This is a genomic window from Halomonas sp. H2 (genome assembly GCF_050215315.1).
Taxonomy (GTDB): domain Bacteria; phylum Pseudomonadota; class Gammaproteobacteria; order Pseudomonadales; family Halomonadaceae; genus Vreelandella.
The window spans coordinates 3,714,757-3,730,163 of the sequence record NZ_CP189760.1; the positions used below are offsets into that span (position 1 = coordinate 3,714,757).

The window sequence follows — 15,407 nt, forward strand, 5'->3', positions numbered from 1 at the left end:
TCACGGCTTGCGTAGCGATTATTCTGCCATGAAGATGATATCAAAACCTGCACACCCGGCGAGCTTCCCCGCCTTAAGGGTACTGATACTGGTGACTGGCTTAGCGCTGGCGGCCTGCGCGTGGTACGCCTTTACACATTGGCTGCACCGCGACAGCGATGTGACCTGGTTCCCGCCGGCTTCAAGCTGTAACTTGCATACAAGCCCTTGTTCCGCCACGTTAGGCGATAAAGGCCGCATAACGCTTCATGTTCAAGCCAGCGGACGGATAGATGCATTAGAAATACTACCCTTGGAAGTCGCGGTAGATGGCGTCAAAGCTACCCAGGTAGACGTCGATTTTGTCGGCCGCGATATGGATTTGGGGCTACACCGGTTTGCCCTTAATGCCAGCTCGCCCGGCCACTTTCAGGGTCAAGGCCAAGTGGGAATTTGTACCCAAGCCGTTATGCCTTGGCGAGCACGTGTCATACTGGAAACCCCAGAAGGCAAAGTGGGCAGCTGGTTCGATTTTGACGTGATACGGAGTTAACACATGGCAAGTAAACCGTTATGGATTGGCGCCGGGGTAGCCGCGGTATTGATTGTGGCTAGCGGCATCGGTCTTTACCAATACGCCTTCGCCCCCAACAGTGATGAACCGGTGGGTGGGCCGGTGGAAATGCCTTCCACCCAGGGTGATTTTTCATTGTCCCAGATGGACGACGACCAGTTGGCCATCCTTTCGTTTGGCTACACTTACTGCCCCGATATATGCCCGATGACGCAGTCGGTAAAGCGCCAAGCGTTAGCCCAACTCTCTGAAGAGCAGCGCGAGCGCGTGGTGCCGGTAATGATTACCGTCGACCCCGAACGCGACACGATTGAGCGCATGCAGGAGTACATGAGCTTTTTCGGCGAGGCGTTTATTGGCGCGGTAGGCAGCCAGGAACAGCTTGAGGATGTGGCGTCACGCTATGGCGTGATATGGCGAAAAGTCGAGGCGCCGGATTCAGCAATGGCTTACACCATCGATCACAGCGCTTCGCTTTTTTTAGTCAACCGAGAGGGCGATATTCTGCAGCGAGTACTCTACTCGCCGACCCCCCACGGCTTAGTCTCAGCATTAGAAAGTGAGCTGAGCGGTTAATCGTTGCTTGCTGGTGCGCCTTGCACGCGATCCAACATGGCTATAAGCGCACCAATTTGGGTGCCATCGCGGGTATCGTGCTGCGGGCTTAACTGCCAAGTGCTCTCGGCAAATCCCCACCAATCCCAGCAGCCTTGCGGATTGGCCATGCTGCTCTCGGCCTGTGGGTAAAGTACGATTTGCTGATGCGTTGCTGCCCAGGCGTTTAACCCGGTGTAGCGAACGAACGTATCGCCAATAGCCTCTTCGCTCATTTGGCAACCGTGCAGCGCCAGCGTTACTGGGCAGTTACCGTCGTCACAGCCTTCGGGGATAAATACATAGCCTGTATCGGCGAAGCCTTTTACTGCAAACTCCGATTGGTCAAATGTGACTAATTCGCCACCCTGCTCACCACCCTGATTATCAGCGGCAGAAGCTTCTCGTTCGGGGTAAAGCCAACCGAGCATGTCACCAGCAATATCTTCATCGCAGGATAAAACATAACTCCCCCCCCCCTTGCCGGCAATCACCCCACTCATAGGGTCCGGGGGATGAGTTGTTAGGTAAACGCACCGGCCAACCGTGGCCAGTATCTTCACTGCGTGCAACGCGCAACTGATCAGAAGAGGCAAGCCACTGCTCCCACTGCTCGGCCAGCAAACCACCTAGCGCGGGCTCTACCACCTCATCCTCTTCGCCATGCCATAAATAGGCGCGCAGCTGGCTAAGCTCTTCGGTACTACCTACTTGCTCAAGCTCAAGATAACGTTGGTGACGGCTCTCCAGCTCAGCTAATGAAGGAGCGCCACGGCGGGTCATCATGCACTGGTTTAACGCCAAGCTCAGCGAGCCCTGCGCACAGCTCCAAGGCCCCGCCGCCAGCACACCCACACCGCTAAACCGCGCAGGCCAAGCGACCACTAACTGAGTGGCCATATAGCCGCCCGATGACACCCCCACCACACTTGCTTGATCGGCAGCAGCACCCAAAGCGGGCAAATCATCTGGCTCACCGGCCGTCTCGGCCTGGGCGATTGATGGCACGCCCATACCAATACAAAGTAGCGCGTAAACAATTGGGCGCGCAGTGAAGTGGGGGGCTGCAAGCATCGCTTATTCGACACCTAGCAGTTCAACGCGGAAGGTCAGCACTTCGTTGGGTCCAATCGGCCCTTGGCCATTCTCGCCATAGGCAATATCGGCAGGGATATACAGCATCCAGCTATCGCCGACGCTCATCATCTGCAGCGCTTCCTGCCAGCCTTCGATCACCTGATTGGTTTGGAAGCTGACGGATTCGCCGCGCTCAAAGGAGCTGTCAAACACAGTGCCGTCTAGCAGCATGCCTTCATAGTTCACTTCAACCGTGTCTTCAGACCCAGGCGTGTCGCCATCACCGGATTCAAGCACTTCATACTGTAGGCCAGAGTCCGTCACCGTGACCTCGTCGCGCTCAGCGTTCTCGGCCAGGAAGGCTTCACCCTCTTCGAGATTGTTCTGCGCCATCTCTTCAGCTTCCGCTTCGCGCGCTTGCATTGACTGCTCTTGGAACGCCATTAGCGCTTCGGTCATCTCTTCTTCACTGAGCGCTAAGTCATTGCCTTCAAACACATCGCCCATGCCGTCGTTGAACGCGTCTAGGTCGAGATCTTCAATGTCCGCCTGCATGCTTTCACCGAGGGTAACACCCAGGCTATATGCCAGACGCTGTTCATCCGTTTCTGGCGCTGCCGCTGCAAAAGGGGCAACCAAAAGCAAACCGGTCAGAGCCGTTGTAGAGAGCAGTAGTTTCATGAAAGATCCTTTTATCTTGTATATAGCGGCGCCGAACGCCAATCAGTGTTACGCAAAGACTAACACCCACCGACCCAAGCTGCATCTTCGGGTGGTGGGTGTTGGATAAGACCACAAAATAAGCCAGAGGTTTAGCCGATTTAGACAACCAGCGTAGGGCAATGAGCTGCGCCAGCCACGCGCTGGGAGACGCTCCCCATTAAAGGATTTTTTTCACCATTGGTGCCCTGGGCACCAATCACGATCAGGTCACACTCCCGCTTACGGGCAAAGCGCACAATAATTCGCGAGGGCCGTCCGCCCTTTACGAAGGCGCGCACGCGGGTATCGTCAGCGCCCAGCTCAATGGCATGGGATTTTGCGTGTACGGCGATCTCGGTGGCGTACTCCTTTAACGCATCGTCTGGAATGTCCAACTGGTTGGGCCGCACCATGGAAAGCGAGGCCTCCAACAGGCTGTGGTGCTTAAAGACACATAGCAGATAAAGCTCAGCGCCGGTTAACAGATGCAACCCTACCGCTTTTTCTAACGCCTTTATGGCGCCTTTAGAACCATCCACCGGGACTAAAATGCGATTAAACATTTGCGTACTCCTTGTGGCTGTTTAGCGGAAGGCAACATCGCGCAGAAACAGCGCAATCTGCGGGAACATGATCAGTAGGGCGGCCGCTAGGATCAGCATGAAGATAAACGGCGGTGTGCCTTTGATCACATCCCAGTAAGGGCGCTTGAAAATCGCGATCGCGGTAAAGATATCGCACCCAAAGGGCGGTGTCGCCGAACCAATAGCCACCTGCAGAGTAATCAAGATACCTACCAGTACCGGGTCAAGCCCAGTGGCCTCAATGGCAGGGGTAAAGATCGGCGTCAATACCAGGATGACCACGATTGGGTCGACAAACATACAGGCAACGAAAAAGGCGATACAAATAGCAATGAGTACGCCCGTGGGTCCTGCTTCATTGATACCCACCGCTTCCAAAATCATCTGTGGAATCTGTGCAAACGAGATAATCCACGAGAACCCGTTACCCACAGCAACCAGAATAAACACCACGGCGGTGATCAAACCGGTCGATTTGGCGATGGCATAAATGTCATTCATTTTGAGTGAACGAAAAACCACAAATTCAAGCAAAATGGCATACAGCACACAAGCCGCAGCGGCTTCAGTCGGGCTGAAGATACCGCCATAAATACCGCCTACGATAATAACCGGAAAGCCAAGCGGCCAAAGCGCTTGCTGAACTGCTTTGGCGCGCTCTTTCCAGGTCGATTTTGGTTCTGTGGGTACATCTTTCACAATGGCGTAGATAATACAGTAAGCCGAAAACATAAACAGAATCATCAAGCCTGGACCAATGCCGGCAATAAACAGCTCACCGATAGAAGTACCTGATATAACCCCGTAAATGATCATGCCGATACTGGGTGGGATTAAAAACGCAATGTCGCTGGCATTAATAATGAGTGCCAGGGTAAAGGAATCAGAGTAGCCCGCTCTAAGCATTTTCGGGCGCAGCGGTGAGCCAACGGCGACTACCGTGGCCTGTGTAGAGCCTGAGACGGCACCAAATAAAGTACACGACGCCGCCGTGCTTACCGCCAAACCGCCTTTAATATGACCGATAAACGACATTACCATATCAATCAAACGGTTAGCGGATTGCCCGCGGGTCATAATATCCGCAGCAAGAATAAACATAGGCACAGCAATAAGTGAGGCCGGACGTATACCCGCCATCATCTGCTGAATCAGCGTGTCCATTTGGCCGAAGCCGTTAAACATCATATAAAAGCCGATTACCGCAGCGGTAATCAGCGGGATCATCATAGGAAAGCCCAGTAGCAACAGGGCAATCATAGTGGAGACCATTATTGTCGTCATAGCTATTCCCCTAGGGTGCGGTGCCCTGCATCAGACTTCAGTTTCAGTGTCTTTATAACCATCCACCACGCCCGTCGAGAGATACACGTCGTGAGAGGTGCAGTTTTTAACCGCCGTTAGCAGGTATTGAATACCGGTAATCAAAAATCCCATCGGCACCCAAAGGTAGATAATCCAGACCGGTAGGCCCAGGGAAGGCAGCACGCGACCTTTGCTATACAGATCCAGAATATAAACAATCGAGTAGTAGAGTAGAAAGAACATCACTAATGAAGTGAACAGCGCAATACAGATCATAAGTACTCTGCGCCCACCTACCGGCAACGCATCATAAATAGCTGACATGCGAATATGACGACCATGGCGGGCTGCGTAACCTATCCCCGCAAAAGTGATCATGATGATCAGAATTCGGTTCAGCTCACCAGAAAACATAATGCTATTGCCAAATACAAAACGAGCAACCACGTTGATGACCGTATTCAGCGCCATTAGCAAAACGCCCATCGCGAGGATCACGGCCTCCATTTTGCTAATTGCAGTGTCGATCACACCTAATATCCCCGGCAAGCCGGAGTGATAACCTTTTTCCATCTCTTCATCGGTCATGGCCGGACTCCTTTTGACGGCTCTAACAGCAACAAGTATGCACTGAAGGAACGATTAACGTAGCGTAGCGGCATGTCGCCATGGTTGATTCAACGCTAGATGTACGTAACCCAGCAGTAACGGTGTTAAAGCTATTAACAAATGATCAACCTCTTACTACCGCAGCATAAAAAAGGGCAGCCTCGGCTGCCCTTTGGGTAATCCCCATATAGCCTGTACGGCTTAAAGGATGATTACTCGTTGTTTACGGCTTCCAGGTCGGCTTTAAACTGCTCAAGCAGCTCCTTACCTTTGTCACCGGTCATTTCAAGGAAGGTTTCTTCAACCTGCGGGGCGCGGTCACGGAAAGCCTGGATTTGCTCTTCATCCAAACGTGTCACAGTGACCTCATCCGACGCTGCCTGGATCTGCTCGAGCGACTCCTCAGCTAGGCCTTGGATATGTTCGATAGTGTGATCATAAGCTGCCTGTGAGGCCTCTTGTACCAGCTCCTGATCGCCTTCTGAAAGACCATCATAGAAGTCCTGATTAGCCATCATCGCGGTGGTAAACCAGCCGTGGCCGGTAAACGTTAGATGCGGTGATACCTCATAAAGACCACCAGATTCGATCCAAAAAATCGGGTTTTCTTGACCATCGAGAATACCAGTCTGCAGACCACCATAGACTTCGCCCCACGGCAGCGGCGTTGGCGTCGCACCGAAGGCGTCGTAGGTTTCCGACAGCAGCGGGTTGGTCATGGTACGGATTTTCTTATTATCCAGATCTTCCGGCGAGCTAATCGGCTCGTCGGTCGTCACGACCATCTCGCCTTCCGGGTACATTTTCATCAGCTCTAAGCCTTGCTCGGCATAAAGCTCTGGAAATATTTCGTTGATCGCTTTGCTTTCTTCGAAGAACGTCAGGACGGTCTCTTCATCGGTCGGCAGCAGATAAGGAATGAAGAAAATCTGCGCTTCAGGAATTAGTGCACCGGTGAAGCCAGGCGACTGGTTCACAAACTGCAGAATACCGTTCTGCGTCTGCTCCATGATGTCATCAGACTCACCCAACTCACCAAAGCGGTAAACCTGAACGGTGTGGTCAGAATTTTCTTCGATATGCTCTTTAAATGCGTAGGCGAATACGTCTTGCACGTCGCCTTCGTACTCTTCGTGGGCATAACGCCAGTTGTCTGCTTGTACGACAGCTGTCATGCCCATCAACAGTGCACCTACGCTTGCTGAGGTCACTAATTTGGTCGTTACTGAACGATTAAATACGGATTTGCTTGCCTTCATGCGATGTTCCCCTTGCAGTGGTAAGCGCGCTGTACAAGTGCGCAAGAACCTAGATTATCCACGCGTCTCTCAACACGGCACTGTTATCCGTTATTCCGTGTCCGCTAACTGACAATGGCGCTGCTCTAATTGTGTTAGCGGTCAAATAACGCTAGGTATTTCAAAATCAGCTTAAATTCAGGCTAGCGCGCTCCTTGTTGAGGGTCAAGCTGGCAGGTAATCGTTTGTAGCGCCTGTAGAAGCGTGGAATAACTTTCTTCGCCAGCAGTAGGCTTGAAGTCAATTTCAGCCATTAACAGCTGCTTTCGCAACCATTGCGCCGTATTTATCGACTTTTCTGAGATGTTAGCGACACGCTGCTCATGTATCGGTGCCGCAATCACCCACATTTGCCAACGTTGAAGGTTCTCACGCTCGGCCATAAGCTCGGCCTGCTTAATAGTTTCGCGTAGCGCTACCACAGACTCACTAGACACCGCCGAGGCTTTTAAATCGCGGCGTAAACCACGCAAAACTTCCGTCACGCTGCTCTGCCATTGGCGGCGCTGCTCGCGCTGGCAAGCGACCGCGCGCGGGATGGCTTCTAAACCGTACGAGTAGAGCCAACAATGGAATAGTAGCTCACAAACATCCAACTCACCCTCCTCTTGCAGCGTCAGACAAGCAGCCTCAACACCCGGCTTGGCGTAGAGGGCTAATGCAAAATCCCATAACGGTGTCTGCTGTAAGCGCTGCAATCGGGTAGAATCAAGCGCATTAGAATCTTGCATCATATGAGTCACTTTTTTCGGGAGAAGGCATGATCGCACTGCGCCAAGTCGCCCTGCAACGCGGCACGCAAACGCTACTCGACAACGCTGACGTAACCCTCAATAACGGGGTGAAATCTGGCATTATCGGGGCAAACGGCGCCGGTAAATCGAGCCTGTTCAAACTCCTGCTCGGCGAGCTTGCACCCGACCAGGGCGAGATCGAAATGAGCGGCGGCCAGCGCATCGCGCATATGGCCCAGGAAGTAGACGCCCTCGATCGCCCGATTATTGAGTATGTACTCGATGGCGATTTGGCGCTACGCCAAGCAGAAGCCGATCTGTTGGCCGCTCAAGAAGCCGGACAGGCCCACCGTGAAGCCGAGCTGCATGGTTTGATAGAGACCCTGGATGGCTACCGGGCCGAGTCTCGCGCAGCGCAGCTTCTGGTGGGGCTAGGCTTTGTACAAACCGATCTCAGCCGCCCGCTCTCGGCGTTTTCCGGCGGCTGGCGGATGCGGGTCAACCTCGCCCGCACGCTGTTTATGCCTTCCGACCTGCTACTGCTCGATGAGCCCACCAACCACTTGGACTTGGATGCTCTGCTGTGGCTGGAGCAGTGGCTGACCCGCTACCCAGGCACCCTGCTGCTGATTTCCCACGACCGCGACTTCCTGGATGCGGTGTGCGACCACATCGTGCATATGCATCACCAAACCCTGGAGCTTTACCGCGGTAATTACTCTCAGTTTGAGCGCACCCGCGCTGAAAAGCTGGCCCTGCAGCAAGCGGAAGCCGCCAAACAGCAAGCGCGCCGGGAAGAGATCGAGCGTTTTATCGCCCGCTTCCGCGCCCAGGCAACCAAGGCGAAGCAGGCACAAAGCCGGGTCAAAATGCTCGAGCGGATGGAAGATATCGCCGTCGCACACGTCGATTCCCCCTTCCACTTTACGCTGCCCGCCGCCGACAAAACTTCGCACCCACTGCTAGTGCTGGATCAGGCGCAGCTAGGCTATCTGGGTGAAAATGGGGGTGATGACAATGTGCAGTTGGATAAGGTCAACGTTACCTTACTACCCGGCAGCCGCATTGGCCTGTTAGGCCCCAACGGGGCGGGTAAATCGACGCTGATCAAATCGCTCACCGGTGAGCTTGAGTTGCTTAACGGCAAGCGCGTACCTGGCGAGCACTTGGCGATTGGTTACTTCGCTCAGCATCAGCTTGAAGGGTTGGATGTCACCTCGACGCCTTTTGTGCACGTGCAACGCCTTTCGCCCACCGCTAGCGACCAGGATATCCGCAACTTTTTAGGCGGCTTTGGTTTTAAGGGCGATGACGCCTTCGGCAAAGTCGCCAACTACTCCGGCGGTGAGAAAGCCCGCCTGGCGCTGGCGCTGGTCGCTTGGCAAAAGCCCAACCTGCTGCTGCTCGATGAGCCCACCAACCATCTGGATTTAGAGATGCGCGAGGCGCTGACCCAAGCGCTGGCCAGCTTCGAAGGCACGGTTATTTTAGTCTCCCACGACCGTCACCTGCTGCGCGCCACGGTCGATGAGTTCTGGAAGGTAGCGGACAACCGCGTCGAGCCCTTCGATGGGGATTTAGACGACTACCGGGTTTGGCTTAAAGCGCGCCTGGAAGAGAGTCGCCGGGATTCACGTGGCGAAAAAGCCGAGCGCCAAAGCCAGCAACCCAGCGGTGACAGCCGAGAAGCACGCAAAGCGTCACGTAAAGCGGCCGCGGAGCTACGCGAGAAATTGCGCCCGCTGAAGAAACAGCGCGACCAAGCAGAAAAAGCCATGGAAAAGGCCCAGCAGGAGCTCGATAAAGTAGAGCAACTGCTGGCAGACCCTGAGCTTTACACCGACAGCGCCCGCAAAGCCGACCTCACCAAAACGCTTAGCCAGCAAGCGGAAATTAAAGCACGTTTAGATGAGTCAGAACGACAGTGGCTAAGCGCCGAAGAGTCCTTGGAAACCATGGAAGCCGAGCTGCTCGCCAGCGAAGCTGCGGTCAGCTAGCTTTCGCAAGCCTGGGTTAACTTTCTAACAAAAACGTTACCGGGCCATCGTTGATTAGCGCCACCTGCATATCGGCGCCAAATTCACCGGTGCCCACGTTCGGCCAGGCGGTTTGCGCTTGGCTAACCAGCAAATTAAACAGCTCCTCCCCCTGGGCTGGGGGAGCGGCGCTGGAGAAGCTGGGCCGCAGCCCCTTATGGGTATCTGCCGCTAGTGTGAACTGAGAAACAAGCAGCAAACCGCCGTTCACCTGCTGCAGATTTTGATTCATTTTGCCCTCGGCGTCGCTGAATACGCGGTAGTGAAGCAGTTTATGCAGCAGCTTCTCCGCCGCCGCCGCGTCATCGTGCTTCTCTACGCCTACCAGCGCCAACAGCCCGTGATCAATACTGCCGACAATCTCGCCTTCCACTTCCACGCTTGCGCGTTTTACTCGCTGAATCAGTGCCTTCACACCTACCCCCTCATTAACAGGCGCATCAAGGGTGTCAGTGTAAACGCTTAAAGCAGGCTTTACCCACGCTGTCGCTCTAGTAGAACAGTCATCACCAGGTACGGCATAGCATCAAATCACAGTGGGGTTCACACAGCAGCATCTCGGTTAGCTGGCTTACGTGGTGAAGCTGCCCACGGCTGCCGATCATGACCAAATCTGGCGAGTGGCGCTTCATATACGCCTGCAGCACGTCGCAGGGCGCACCTTGCTCTAGCACCAACTCAACCTCGGGCACGCCTTCAAGCTCCCCCATCAGGCTATCAATTTCGTTGTTCAACTGCTCACGCAGCCGCAGCACCTCATGCTCACGCCAGTGGGCGTAATAGGCTTGCGAGCCCAGTTCGCGCTCGCCGGGCAACGACCAGGCGTGAAGCAGAGTAAGCGTCGCTTCGGGAAAGCGGATCAGCGCCTCTTTTAAGGTATGCCGCGCGGTAAGAGAAAAATCGATAGGTACCAGAATATGCTGCCAGGGCTGCGTAGGCTGGTAGGAAGCCACCACTACCGGGCAAGGAGCGCTACGGAGCACTCGCATCACCGTCGTACCCGCCAGCAGGTCTTTTTGCCCCCGCTTACGGTGCATGCCCAGCACAATAAGCTCGGCGTTACGTTCATGGGCTTCGCGGACGATCTCGACGTGGGGCGAGCCGGTCACGGTTTGGATCAGCGTTTTCGGTGCTTCAAGGGCATAGTCTTCGCGCAGATCGGTTAACGTTGTGGTGATGTCTTCCACTACTGCGCTCTCGACATCGAGCAGCACACGCCGCGGGAGATAGGGGTCTAACACGTGCAGCACGTCTAGCTGAACACCCTGGGTATAAGCCAAGCGTAATGCCCGAGCAAACGCAGCGCGATTGTCAGCAGAAAGATCGGTGGCAAACAAGATGGTACTTGGGGTGGTGCTTGGGATAGTACCTAGAATAGTACGAGGCATGGCGAAACGCTCCCCCGGCTGAGCAACTCAGCCTTACAAGTCGTTAAGCAAACACTCCTTAGCATGGTGTGCAATGCGCTTTCGCGCAAGCTACCTGTTACTCAAATGCTCAAGGCAGTACACCCAATCACCACCAGGCGTGAAAATGGTGCACTGGGCCGCGCCCGTTACCCACGTTTAAGCGCACACTCGCTTCTAACGCTGCATGCAGCCACTGCTTGGCATCGCTGATGGCGGCTACCGGAGCATCCTCGCGGGCATCCAGCGGTAGTTTCGCCAAGCAGGCGGCGATCGCGGAAGAAAGCGCGCAGCCGGTGCCGTGTAAATTGTCGGTATCGATGCGTGAGGCGGGTAACCACTCATGGCCACTAGGCGTCGCCAGCAAGTCCGGGCAGGTTGCACCGCGTAGATGCCCCCCCTTCAACACGACATAGGGTGCGCCCAGTTCGACTAGCCCCGGCAGCATCGCCTCCATGTCGTCAAGGCTGCTAGGTGACGGTGCATCAAGCAGTACGGCGGCCTCCGGTAGATTGGGGGTAATCACGTCGGCGAGCGGTACCAGAATATCGCGCACCGCGCGAATACCGGCGTCATCGACCAGAATATCACCGCTCTTAGCGACCATCACCGGGTCAAGCACGATCCAGCGCGGGCGACGCTGGCGTAGCACGTCGGCGATGATCTCCGCGACTTCACGGCTAGCAACCATGCCAATTTTGACCGCGTCCAGCGCAACATCATCCAGCAGATGCACCAATTGTTCGCGTATGGCCTGAGGCGAGACGGGATAAACGCCCGCCACACCGCAGGTATTCTGGGCAATCACCGCGGTAATCACGTTGGTACCGTAAACACCGAGCGCTGAAAAAGTTTTCAGATCACCTTGCAGGCCCGCGCCTCCGGAGGGGTCTGAACCAGCGATAGTGAGCACATTAGCAATCGTTCGCATATTTTCCCCTACACCACCGATGGCAGCCATGTGGCTAAGCTTGGGAACAGCGACAGCGCCAACAGCATCAGCAATTGCAGCACAATAAACGGCACTACCCCACGATAAATAGCGGAGGTCGGCACGCTTTGGGGCGTGACACCGCGTAAATAAAACAGCGCAAAGCCAAACGGCGGCGTTAAGAACGAGGTTTGCAGATTAACGGCGATCATAATGCCCAGCCAGATCGGGTCAATCCCCATGGCCAACAGAACGGGGCCGACAATCGGCACGACCACAAAGGTAATCTCAATAAAATCGAGTATAAAACCGAGCAAGAAAATCACCAGCATGACCACAATGGTTGCCCCGGTCACGCCGCCCGGCATGGCTTCGAACATATGTGTGACGAGCTCTTCGCCGCCATAGGCGCGGAATACCAAGGAAAACAGGGCCGCCCCGATAAGTATCAAAAACACCATACTGGTGACCTGAGCGGTAGAGCGCACCACTTCACGCAGCATTGCAATACTTAACCGCCGATTGGCGGCTGCCAACAAGAGCGCACCAAAGGCCCCAACAGCCGACGCTTCCGTGGGTGTTGCAAAACCGCCCAAAATCGAACCTAGCACGGCCACAATCAGCAATACTGGCGGCAATAACCCTTTCAGCAATAGCGGCCAGATACTGCCAGTGTGGCCCAGCTCCGCCTTTAAGGCTTCACGATCTGCTGGCGGTGCCACGCTTGGCTTCAGCCATGCCACCACTAACAAGTAACTGATATAAGCGACCACTAGCAGCAAGCCCGGCACCAGGGCGCCAATAAACAGGTCGCCCACGGAAAGCGTCTTCGGGCTCCACACACCCATGGCTAACTGTGCCTGCTGGTAAGCATTGGAGAGCACATCGCCCAGCAGCACCAGCGCAATCGAAGGAGGAATAATCTGACCAAGCGTACCGGTTGCGCAGATAGTGCCCGTGGCAAGCGCCGGCGAATAACCACGCTTAAGCATGGTAGGTAGTGACAGCAGGCCCATGGTGACAACGGTAGCACCCACAATACCGGTAGAGGCCGCCAGCAGCATACCGACCAACACCACAGCGACACCTAAGCCGCCGCGCAGCGCACCAAAGGCCATGGCCATGGCATCAAGCAGCGTTTCCGCCACGCGCGATTTTTCTAACAGCACTCCCATCAACACAAACAGCGGTACGGCCAACAGGGTTTGGTTGGTCATAATGCCATAAAGCCGGTTGGGCATAGCGGTCATCATGCGCGGCTCAAAAGGTACCGGCACTCCCATGCTTTGCAACGCCCACCCCAGACCGGCGAAAGCTAACGCGGTGCCCGCCAGCGCTAGTGCCACCGGATAACCCAGCATAAGTACTGCGCATACCGAGGCAAATAGTACCAGCGGCATAAATTCTAATAGGGTCGCCAGCACTAGATGATCTCCTCATGCTCTGGGGTTGAACTGGGCAGCTTGCCGCGGATAATTAATGACTGGCGGATCAACTGCGCGACCGCTTGTAGCAGCAGTAGCGCCACCATTGCCAAGATCAATGTTTTGAGCAGAAATACGCCGGGAATACCGCCATCGCCAGAGCGCTCCATGATTGCCCAACTGGTGATCACATAGTGAAAACTGCTAATCGCAATAAACAATGACACAGGAATAAGCAGAAAAAGCGTGCCTAAAAAGTCGATCCACGCTCGGCCACGGGCTGACCAGCGGCGATAAAAGATATCGACTCGAACATGGCCGTCATGGCGCAGGGTCCAGGCCGCACCCAGCATAAACACCGCGGCGTGCATGTACATCACCGACTCTTGCATAATGATGCTGTGAATACCCAAGACGTAGCGCATTACCACAATGGCAAACTGCACAACCATCATGATCACTACCAGCCAGGCAATGGCCCGGCCCACTCCCTCGGTCAAGCAGTCTAGCCAGCGCAGTAAACGTGGCTCATGGGCATTGGCGTGCATGAAAAAATGTCCTGGTAAAGAAAACGGCCCAGAATCATCGCTGATTCTAGACCGGACGTCATCCCCCGGCGCCGATTAGATACACACTAAGTGCGTAAAACGGTGACTACTGGTTGGAGTGATGCTTAGCGCTGGCCGTTTCTAGCGCTAACAAACAGGCAGAGGGCAGCGGCAAGTCAACCGCAATGGGCAGGTGATCAGAGAACAGATGATCCAGTACGCACACTTCGGCAGCTTCTAACGACTGCGACAACAGAATATGATCCAGCGCGCGACGCGGCTGCCAAGAGGGATAGCTAAACAGCGGTTTAACCGGATGCAGCGGAAGCGACGTTCTGAAACGTTCATGAGCGTGCAGTTGATCAGGGGTACAGTTTAGATCACCCATCACCACCACATGGCGCAGCGGCTGAATAATCTCACTTAAATAGTTAAGCTGGCGCACCCGACCGCGATGGCTGAGGGCCAAGTGGGCAACGAATACGTGCAGCGCATCTGGGCCATCTCCAAAGCGAGCGTGGATGGCCCCGCGCCCCGGCATCGCGCCGGGCAAGCGGTGCTCCACTATTTCGCTAGGCACCAAGCGCGAAAGCAAACCGTTGCTGTGCTGCGCAATGCGCCCCAAATTACGATTAAGCTGCTGAACGTGATGGGGAAAACCCGCTTTGGCAGCGAGATATTCCACTTGGTTAACGCGGCTTGAGCGAAAGCTACCACCATCAACCTCTTGCAGCCCCACCACGTCGAACTTACTTAACACTTCGCCCATCATATCCAAACGCTGCTGGCGGCGTGGATGCGGCAATAAGTGCTGCCAACTGCGCGTGAGATAGTGATGATACGCCGACGTTTGAATGCCCACCTGCAAGTTAAATGTCAGCAAGCGCAGATGGCCATCTTCAGGCAGCGTCAAGCGAGAGCCACTTAGTGCGGCTTCGTCGCGCTCCCTAGCGCCACGTAACACGATTATTCTGCGCGCTCGGCACGCACCTGTGCGATTAGCGCATCAGCGATTAGCGGCATATTTTCCAGGCTACCGGCAGAGCTTGGCGTTACTACGTAACGGCCATCAATGACCAGTGCCGGTACGCCCATCAGCTTCATTTCGCGCATTCGACTGTTAGCTTTATTGACTGAGCTGCGCACACTGAAATCGGTTAGCGCTTGTTTGGCTTCCTCTTCACTCACGCCATAGTTGGCGAAGAAAGCGGCAATTTCATCGGGCTCAGTGAGCGACTGCTTTTCTTGATGAATGGTATTAAAGAAATCGGCGTGTAGCTCGTCCTCAATACCCAGCGACTCAGCCGCGTAAAAAGCCGTGGCGTGAGTATTCCAATCGCCACCCATGGTGGCAGGCATATGCTCTACGCTAACGTCATCGTCCAGCGTCTCGTACCACTCGTTAACCGGGGTTTGCAGCCGGTAACAGTGAGGGCAACCAAACCAGAACACCTCGGTGACTTCAATTTGGCCGCCTTCGACGTGGGTTTCTACCGGTGACTCAAGCACCTCATAGTGCTGACCTTCAACGACGTCCTGGGCACTTACTGCTGCAGAAAGTCCCAAACCGGCCATCGCGATCATTAGCGTTTTAAGCATTGTATAA

At 54.8% G+C, this 15,407-nt stretch carries 16 protein-coding genes and 1 pseudogene; 3 read left to right on the forward strand and 14 right to left on the reverse strand.

Annotation, left to right across the window (positions count from 1 at the left end):
• Nucleotides 1-28: 28 nt before the first annotated feature.
• Both ACQE2I_RS17230 and ACQE2I_RS17235 read left to right on the forward strand, forming a co-directional pair.
• The gene (locus tag ACQE2I_RS17230; RefSeq protein WP_427029228.1) at nt 29-532 is read left to right on the forward strand and encodes a hypothetical protein; all 504 of its coding nucleotides are present in this window, start codon (nt 29-31) and stop codon (nt 530-532) included.
• A 3-nt stretch (nt 533-535) separates the two neighbouring features.
• The gene (locus tag ACQE2I_RS17235; protein ID WP_427029229.1) at nt 536-1,129 is read left to right on the forward strand and encodes an SCO family protein; all 594 of its coding nucleotides are present in this window, start codon (nt 536-538) and stop codon (nt 1,127-1,129) included.
• On the opposite strand, the pseudogene ACQE2I_RS17240 reads toward ACQE2I_RS17235, so the two are convergent.
• From ACQE2I_RS17240 to ACQE2I_RS17270, 7 genes and pseudogenes are all read right to left on the reverse strand, one after another.
• A pseudogene (locus ACQE2I_RS17240) lies at nt 1,126-2,161 on the reverse strand (poly(3-hydroxybutyrate) depolymerase). The gene ACQE2I_RS17235 and the pseudogene ACQE2I_RS17240 sit on opposite strands and share 4 nt — an antisense overlap.
• A 63-nt stretch (nt 2,162-2,224) precedes the next feature.
• Nucleotides 2,225-2,905, reverse strand: a complete 681-nt coding sequence (locus ACQE2I_RS17245) for an FKBP-type peptidyl-prolyl cis-trans isomerase (RefSeq protein ID WP_427029230.1) — start codon at nt 2,903-2,905, stop codon at nt 2,225-2,227.
• 140 nt (nt 2,906-3,045) lie between these two features.
• A complete protein-coding gene (locus ACQE2I_RS17250) occupies nt 3,046-3,489 on the reverse strand; it encodes a universal stress protein (RefSeq protein ID WP_427029231.1) in 444 nt (147 codons plus the stop codon).
• Nucleotides 3,490-3,510: 21 nt separating this feature from the next.
• Nucleotides 3,511-4,794: a TRAP transporter large permease gene (locus ACQE2I_RS17255; protein WP_427029232.1), complete on the reverse strand. Its 1,284-nt coding sequence runs from the start codon at nt 4,792-4,794 to the stop codon at nt 3,511-3,513.
• Between the two features lie 30 nt (nt 4,795-4,824).
• Nucleotides 4,825-5,403: a TRAP transporter small permease gene (locus ACQE2I_RS17260; RefSeq protein ID WP_427029233.1), complete on the reverse strand. Its 579-nt coding sequence runs from the start codon at nt 5,401-5,403 to the stop codon at nt 4,825-4,827.
• A gap of 233 nt (nt 5,404-5,636) precedes the next feature.
• Nucleotides 5,637-6,683, reverse strand: coding sequence for a TRAP transporter substrate-binding protein DctP (gene dctP / locus ACQE2I_RS17265; protein WP_427029234.1), 1,047 nt, complete (start codon nt 6,681-6,683; stop codon nt 5,637-5,639).
• Nucleotides 6,684-6,865: 182 nt separating this feature from the next.
• Nucleotides 6,866-7,456, reverse strand: coding sequence for a TIGR02444 family protein (locus tag ACQE2I_RS17270; RefSeq protein WP_427029235.1), 591 nt, complete (start codon nt 7,454-7,456; stop codon nt 6,866-6,868).
• A 26-nt stretch (nt 7,457-7,482) separates the two neighbouring features.
• Between ACQE2I_RS17270 and ACQE2I_RS17275 the strand changes: the two genes are divergently transcribed.
• A complete protein-coding gene (locus ACQE2I_RS17275) occupies nt 7,483-9,453 on the forward strand; it encodes an ATP-binding cassette domain-containing protein (RefSeq protein ID WP_427029236.1) in 1,971 nt (656 codons plus the stop codon).
• Between the two features lie 16 nt (nt 9,454-9,469).
• Here ACQE2I_RS17275 and dtd read toward each other — a convergent pair whose 3' ends face one another.
• From dtd to ACQE2I_RS17310, 7 genes are all read right to left on the reverse strand, one after another.
• Nucleotides 9,470-9,907, reverse strand: a complete 438-nt coding sequence (gene dtd, locus ACQE2I_RS17280; RefSeq protein WP_427029237.1) for a D-aminoacyl-tRNA deacylase — start codon at nt 9,905-9,907, stop codon at nt 9,470-9,472.
• Between the two features lie 91 nt (nt 9,908-9,998).
• Entirely contained in the window at nt 9,999-10,880 is an 882-nt protein-coding gene (locus tag ACQE2I_RS17285) for a universal stress protein (RefSeq protein WP_427029238.1), read from the reverse strand.
• Between the two features lie 127 nt (nt 10,881-11,007).
• On the reverse strand, nt 11,008-11,829 hold the full coding sequence (gene thiD / locus ACQE2I_RS17290; protein WP_427029239.1) for a bifunctional hydroxymethylpyrimidine kinase/phosphomethylpyrimidine kinase: 822 nt from the start codon (nt 11,827-11,829) through the stop codon (nt 11,008-11,010).
• 8 nt (nt 11,830-11,837) lie between these two features.
• Complete coding sequence (locus ACQE2I_RS17295; protein ID WP_427029240.1) at nt 11,838-13,253, reverse strand: TRAP transporter large permease; 1,416 nt, start codon at nt 13,251-13,253, stop codon at nt 11,838-11,840.
• Entirely contained in the window at nt 13,253-13,801 is a 549-nt protein-coding gene (locus ACQE2I_RS17300; RefSeq protein ID WP_427029241.1) for a TRAP transporter small permease subunit, read from the reverse strand. Before ACQE2I_RS17300 ends, ACQE2I_RS17295 begins: the two co-directional genes overlap by 1 nt.
• A gap of 106 nt (nt 13,802-13,907) precedes the next feature.
• On the reverse strand, nt 13,908-14,765 hold the full coding sequence (locus ACQE2I_RS17305) for an endonuclease/exonuclease/phosphatase family protein (RefSeq protein ID WP_427029242.1): 858 nt from the start codon (nt 14,763-14,765) through the stop codon (nt 13,908-13,910).
• A 2-nt stretch (nt 14,766-14,767) separates the two neighbouring features.
• Nucleotides 14,768-15,400: a thiol:disulfide interchange protein DsbA/DsbL gene (locus tag ACQE2I_RS17310; RefSeq protein WP_427029243.1), complete on the reverse strand. Its 633-nt coding sequence runs from the start codon at nt 15,398-15,400 to the stop codon at nt 14,768-14,770.
• Nucleotides 15,401-15,407: the final 7 nt, after the last annotated feature.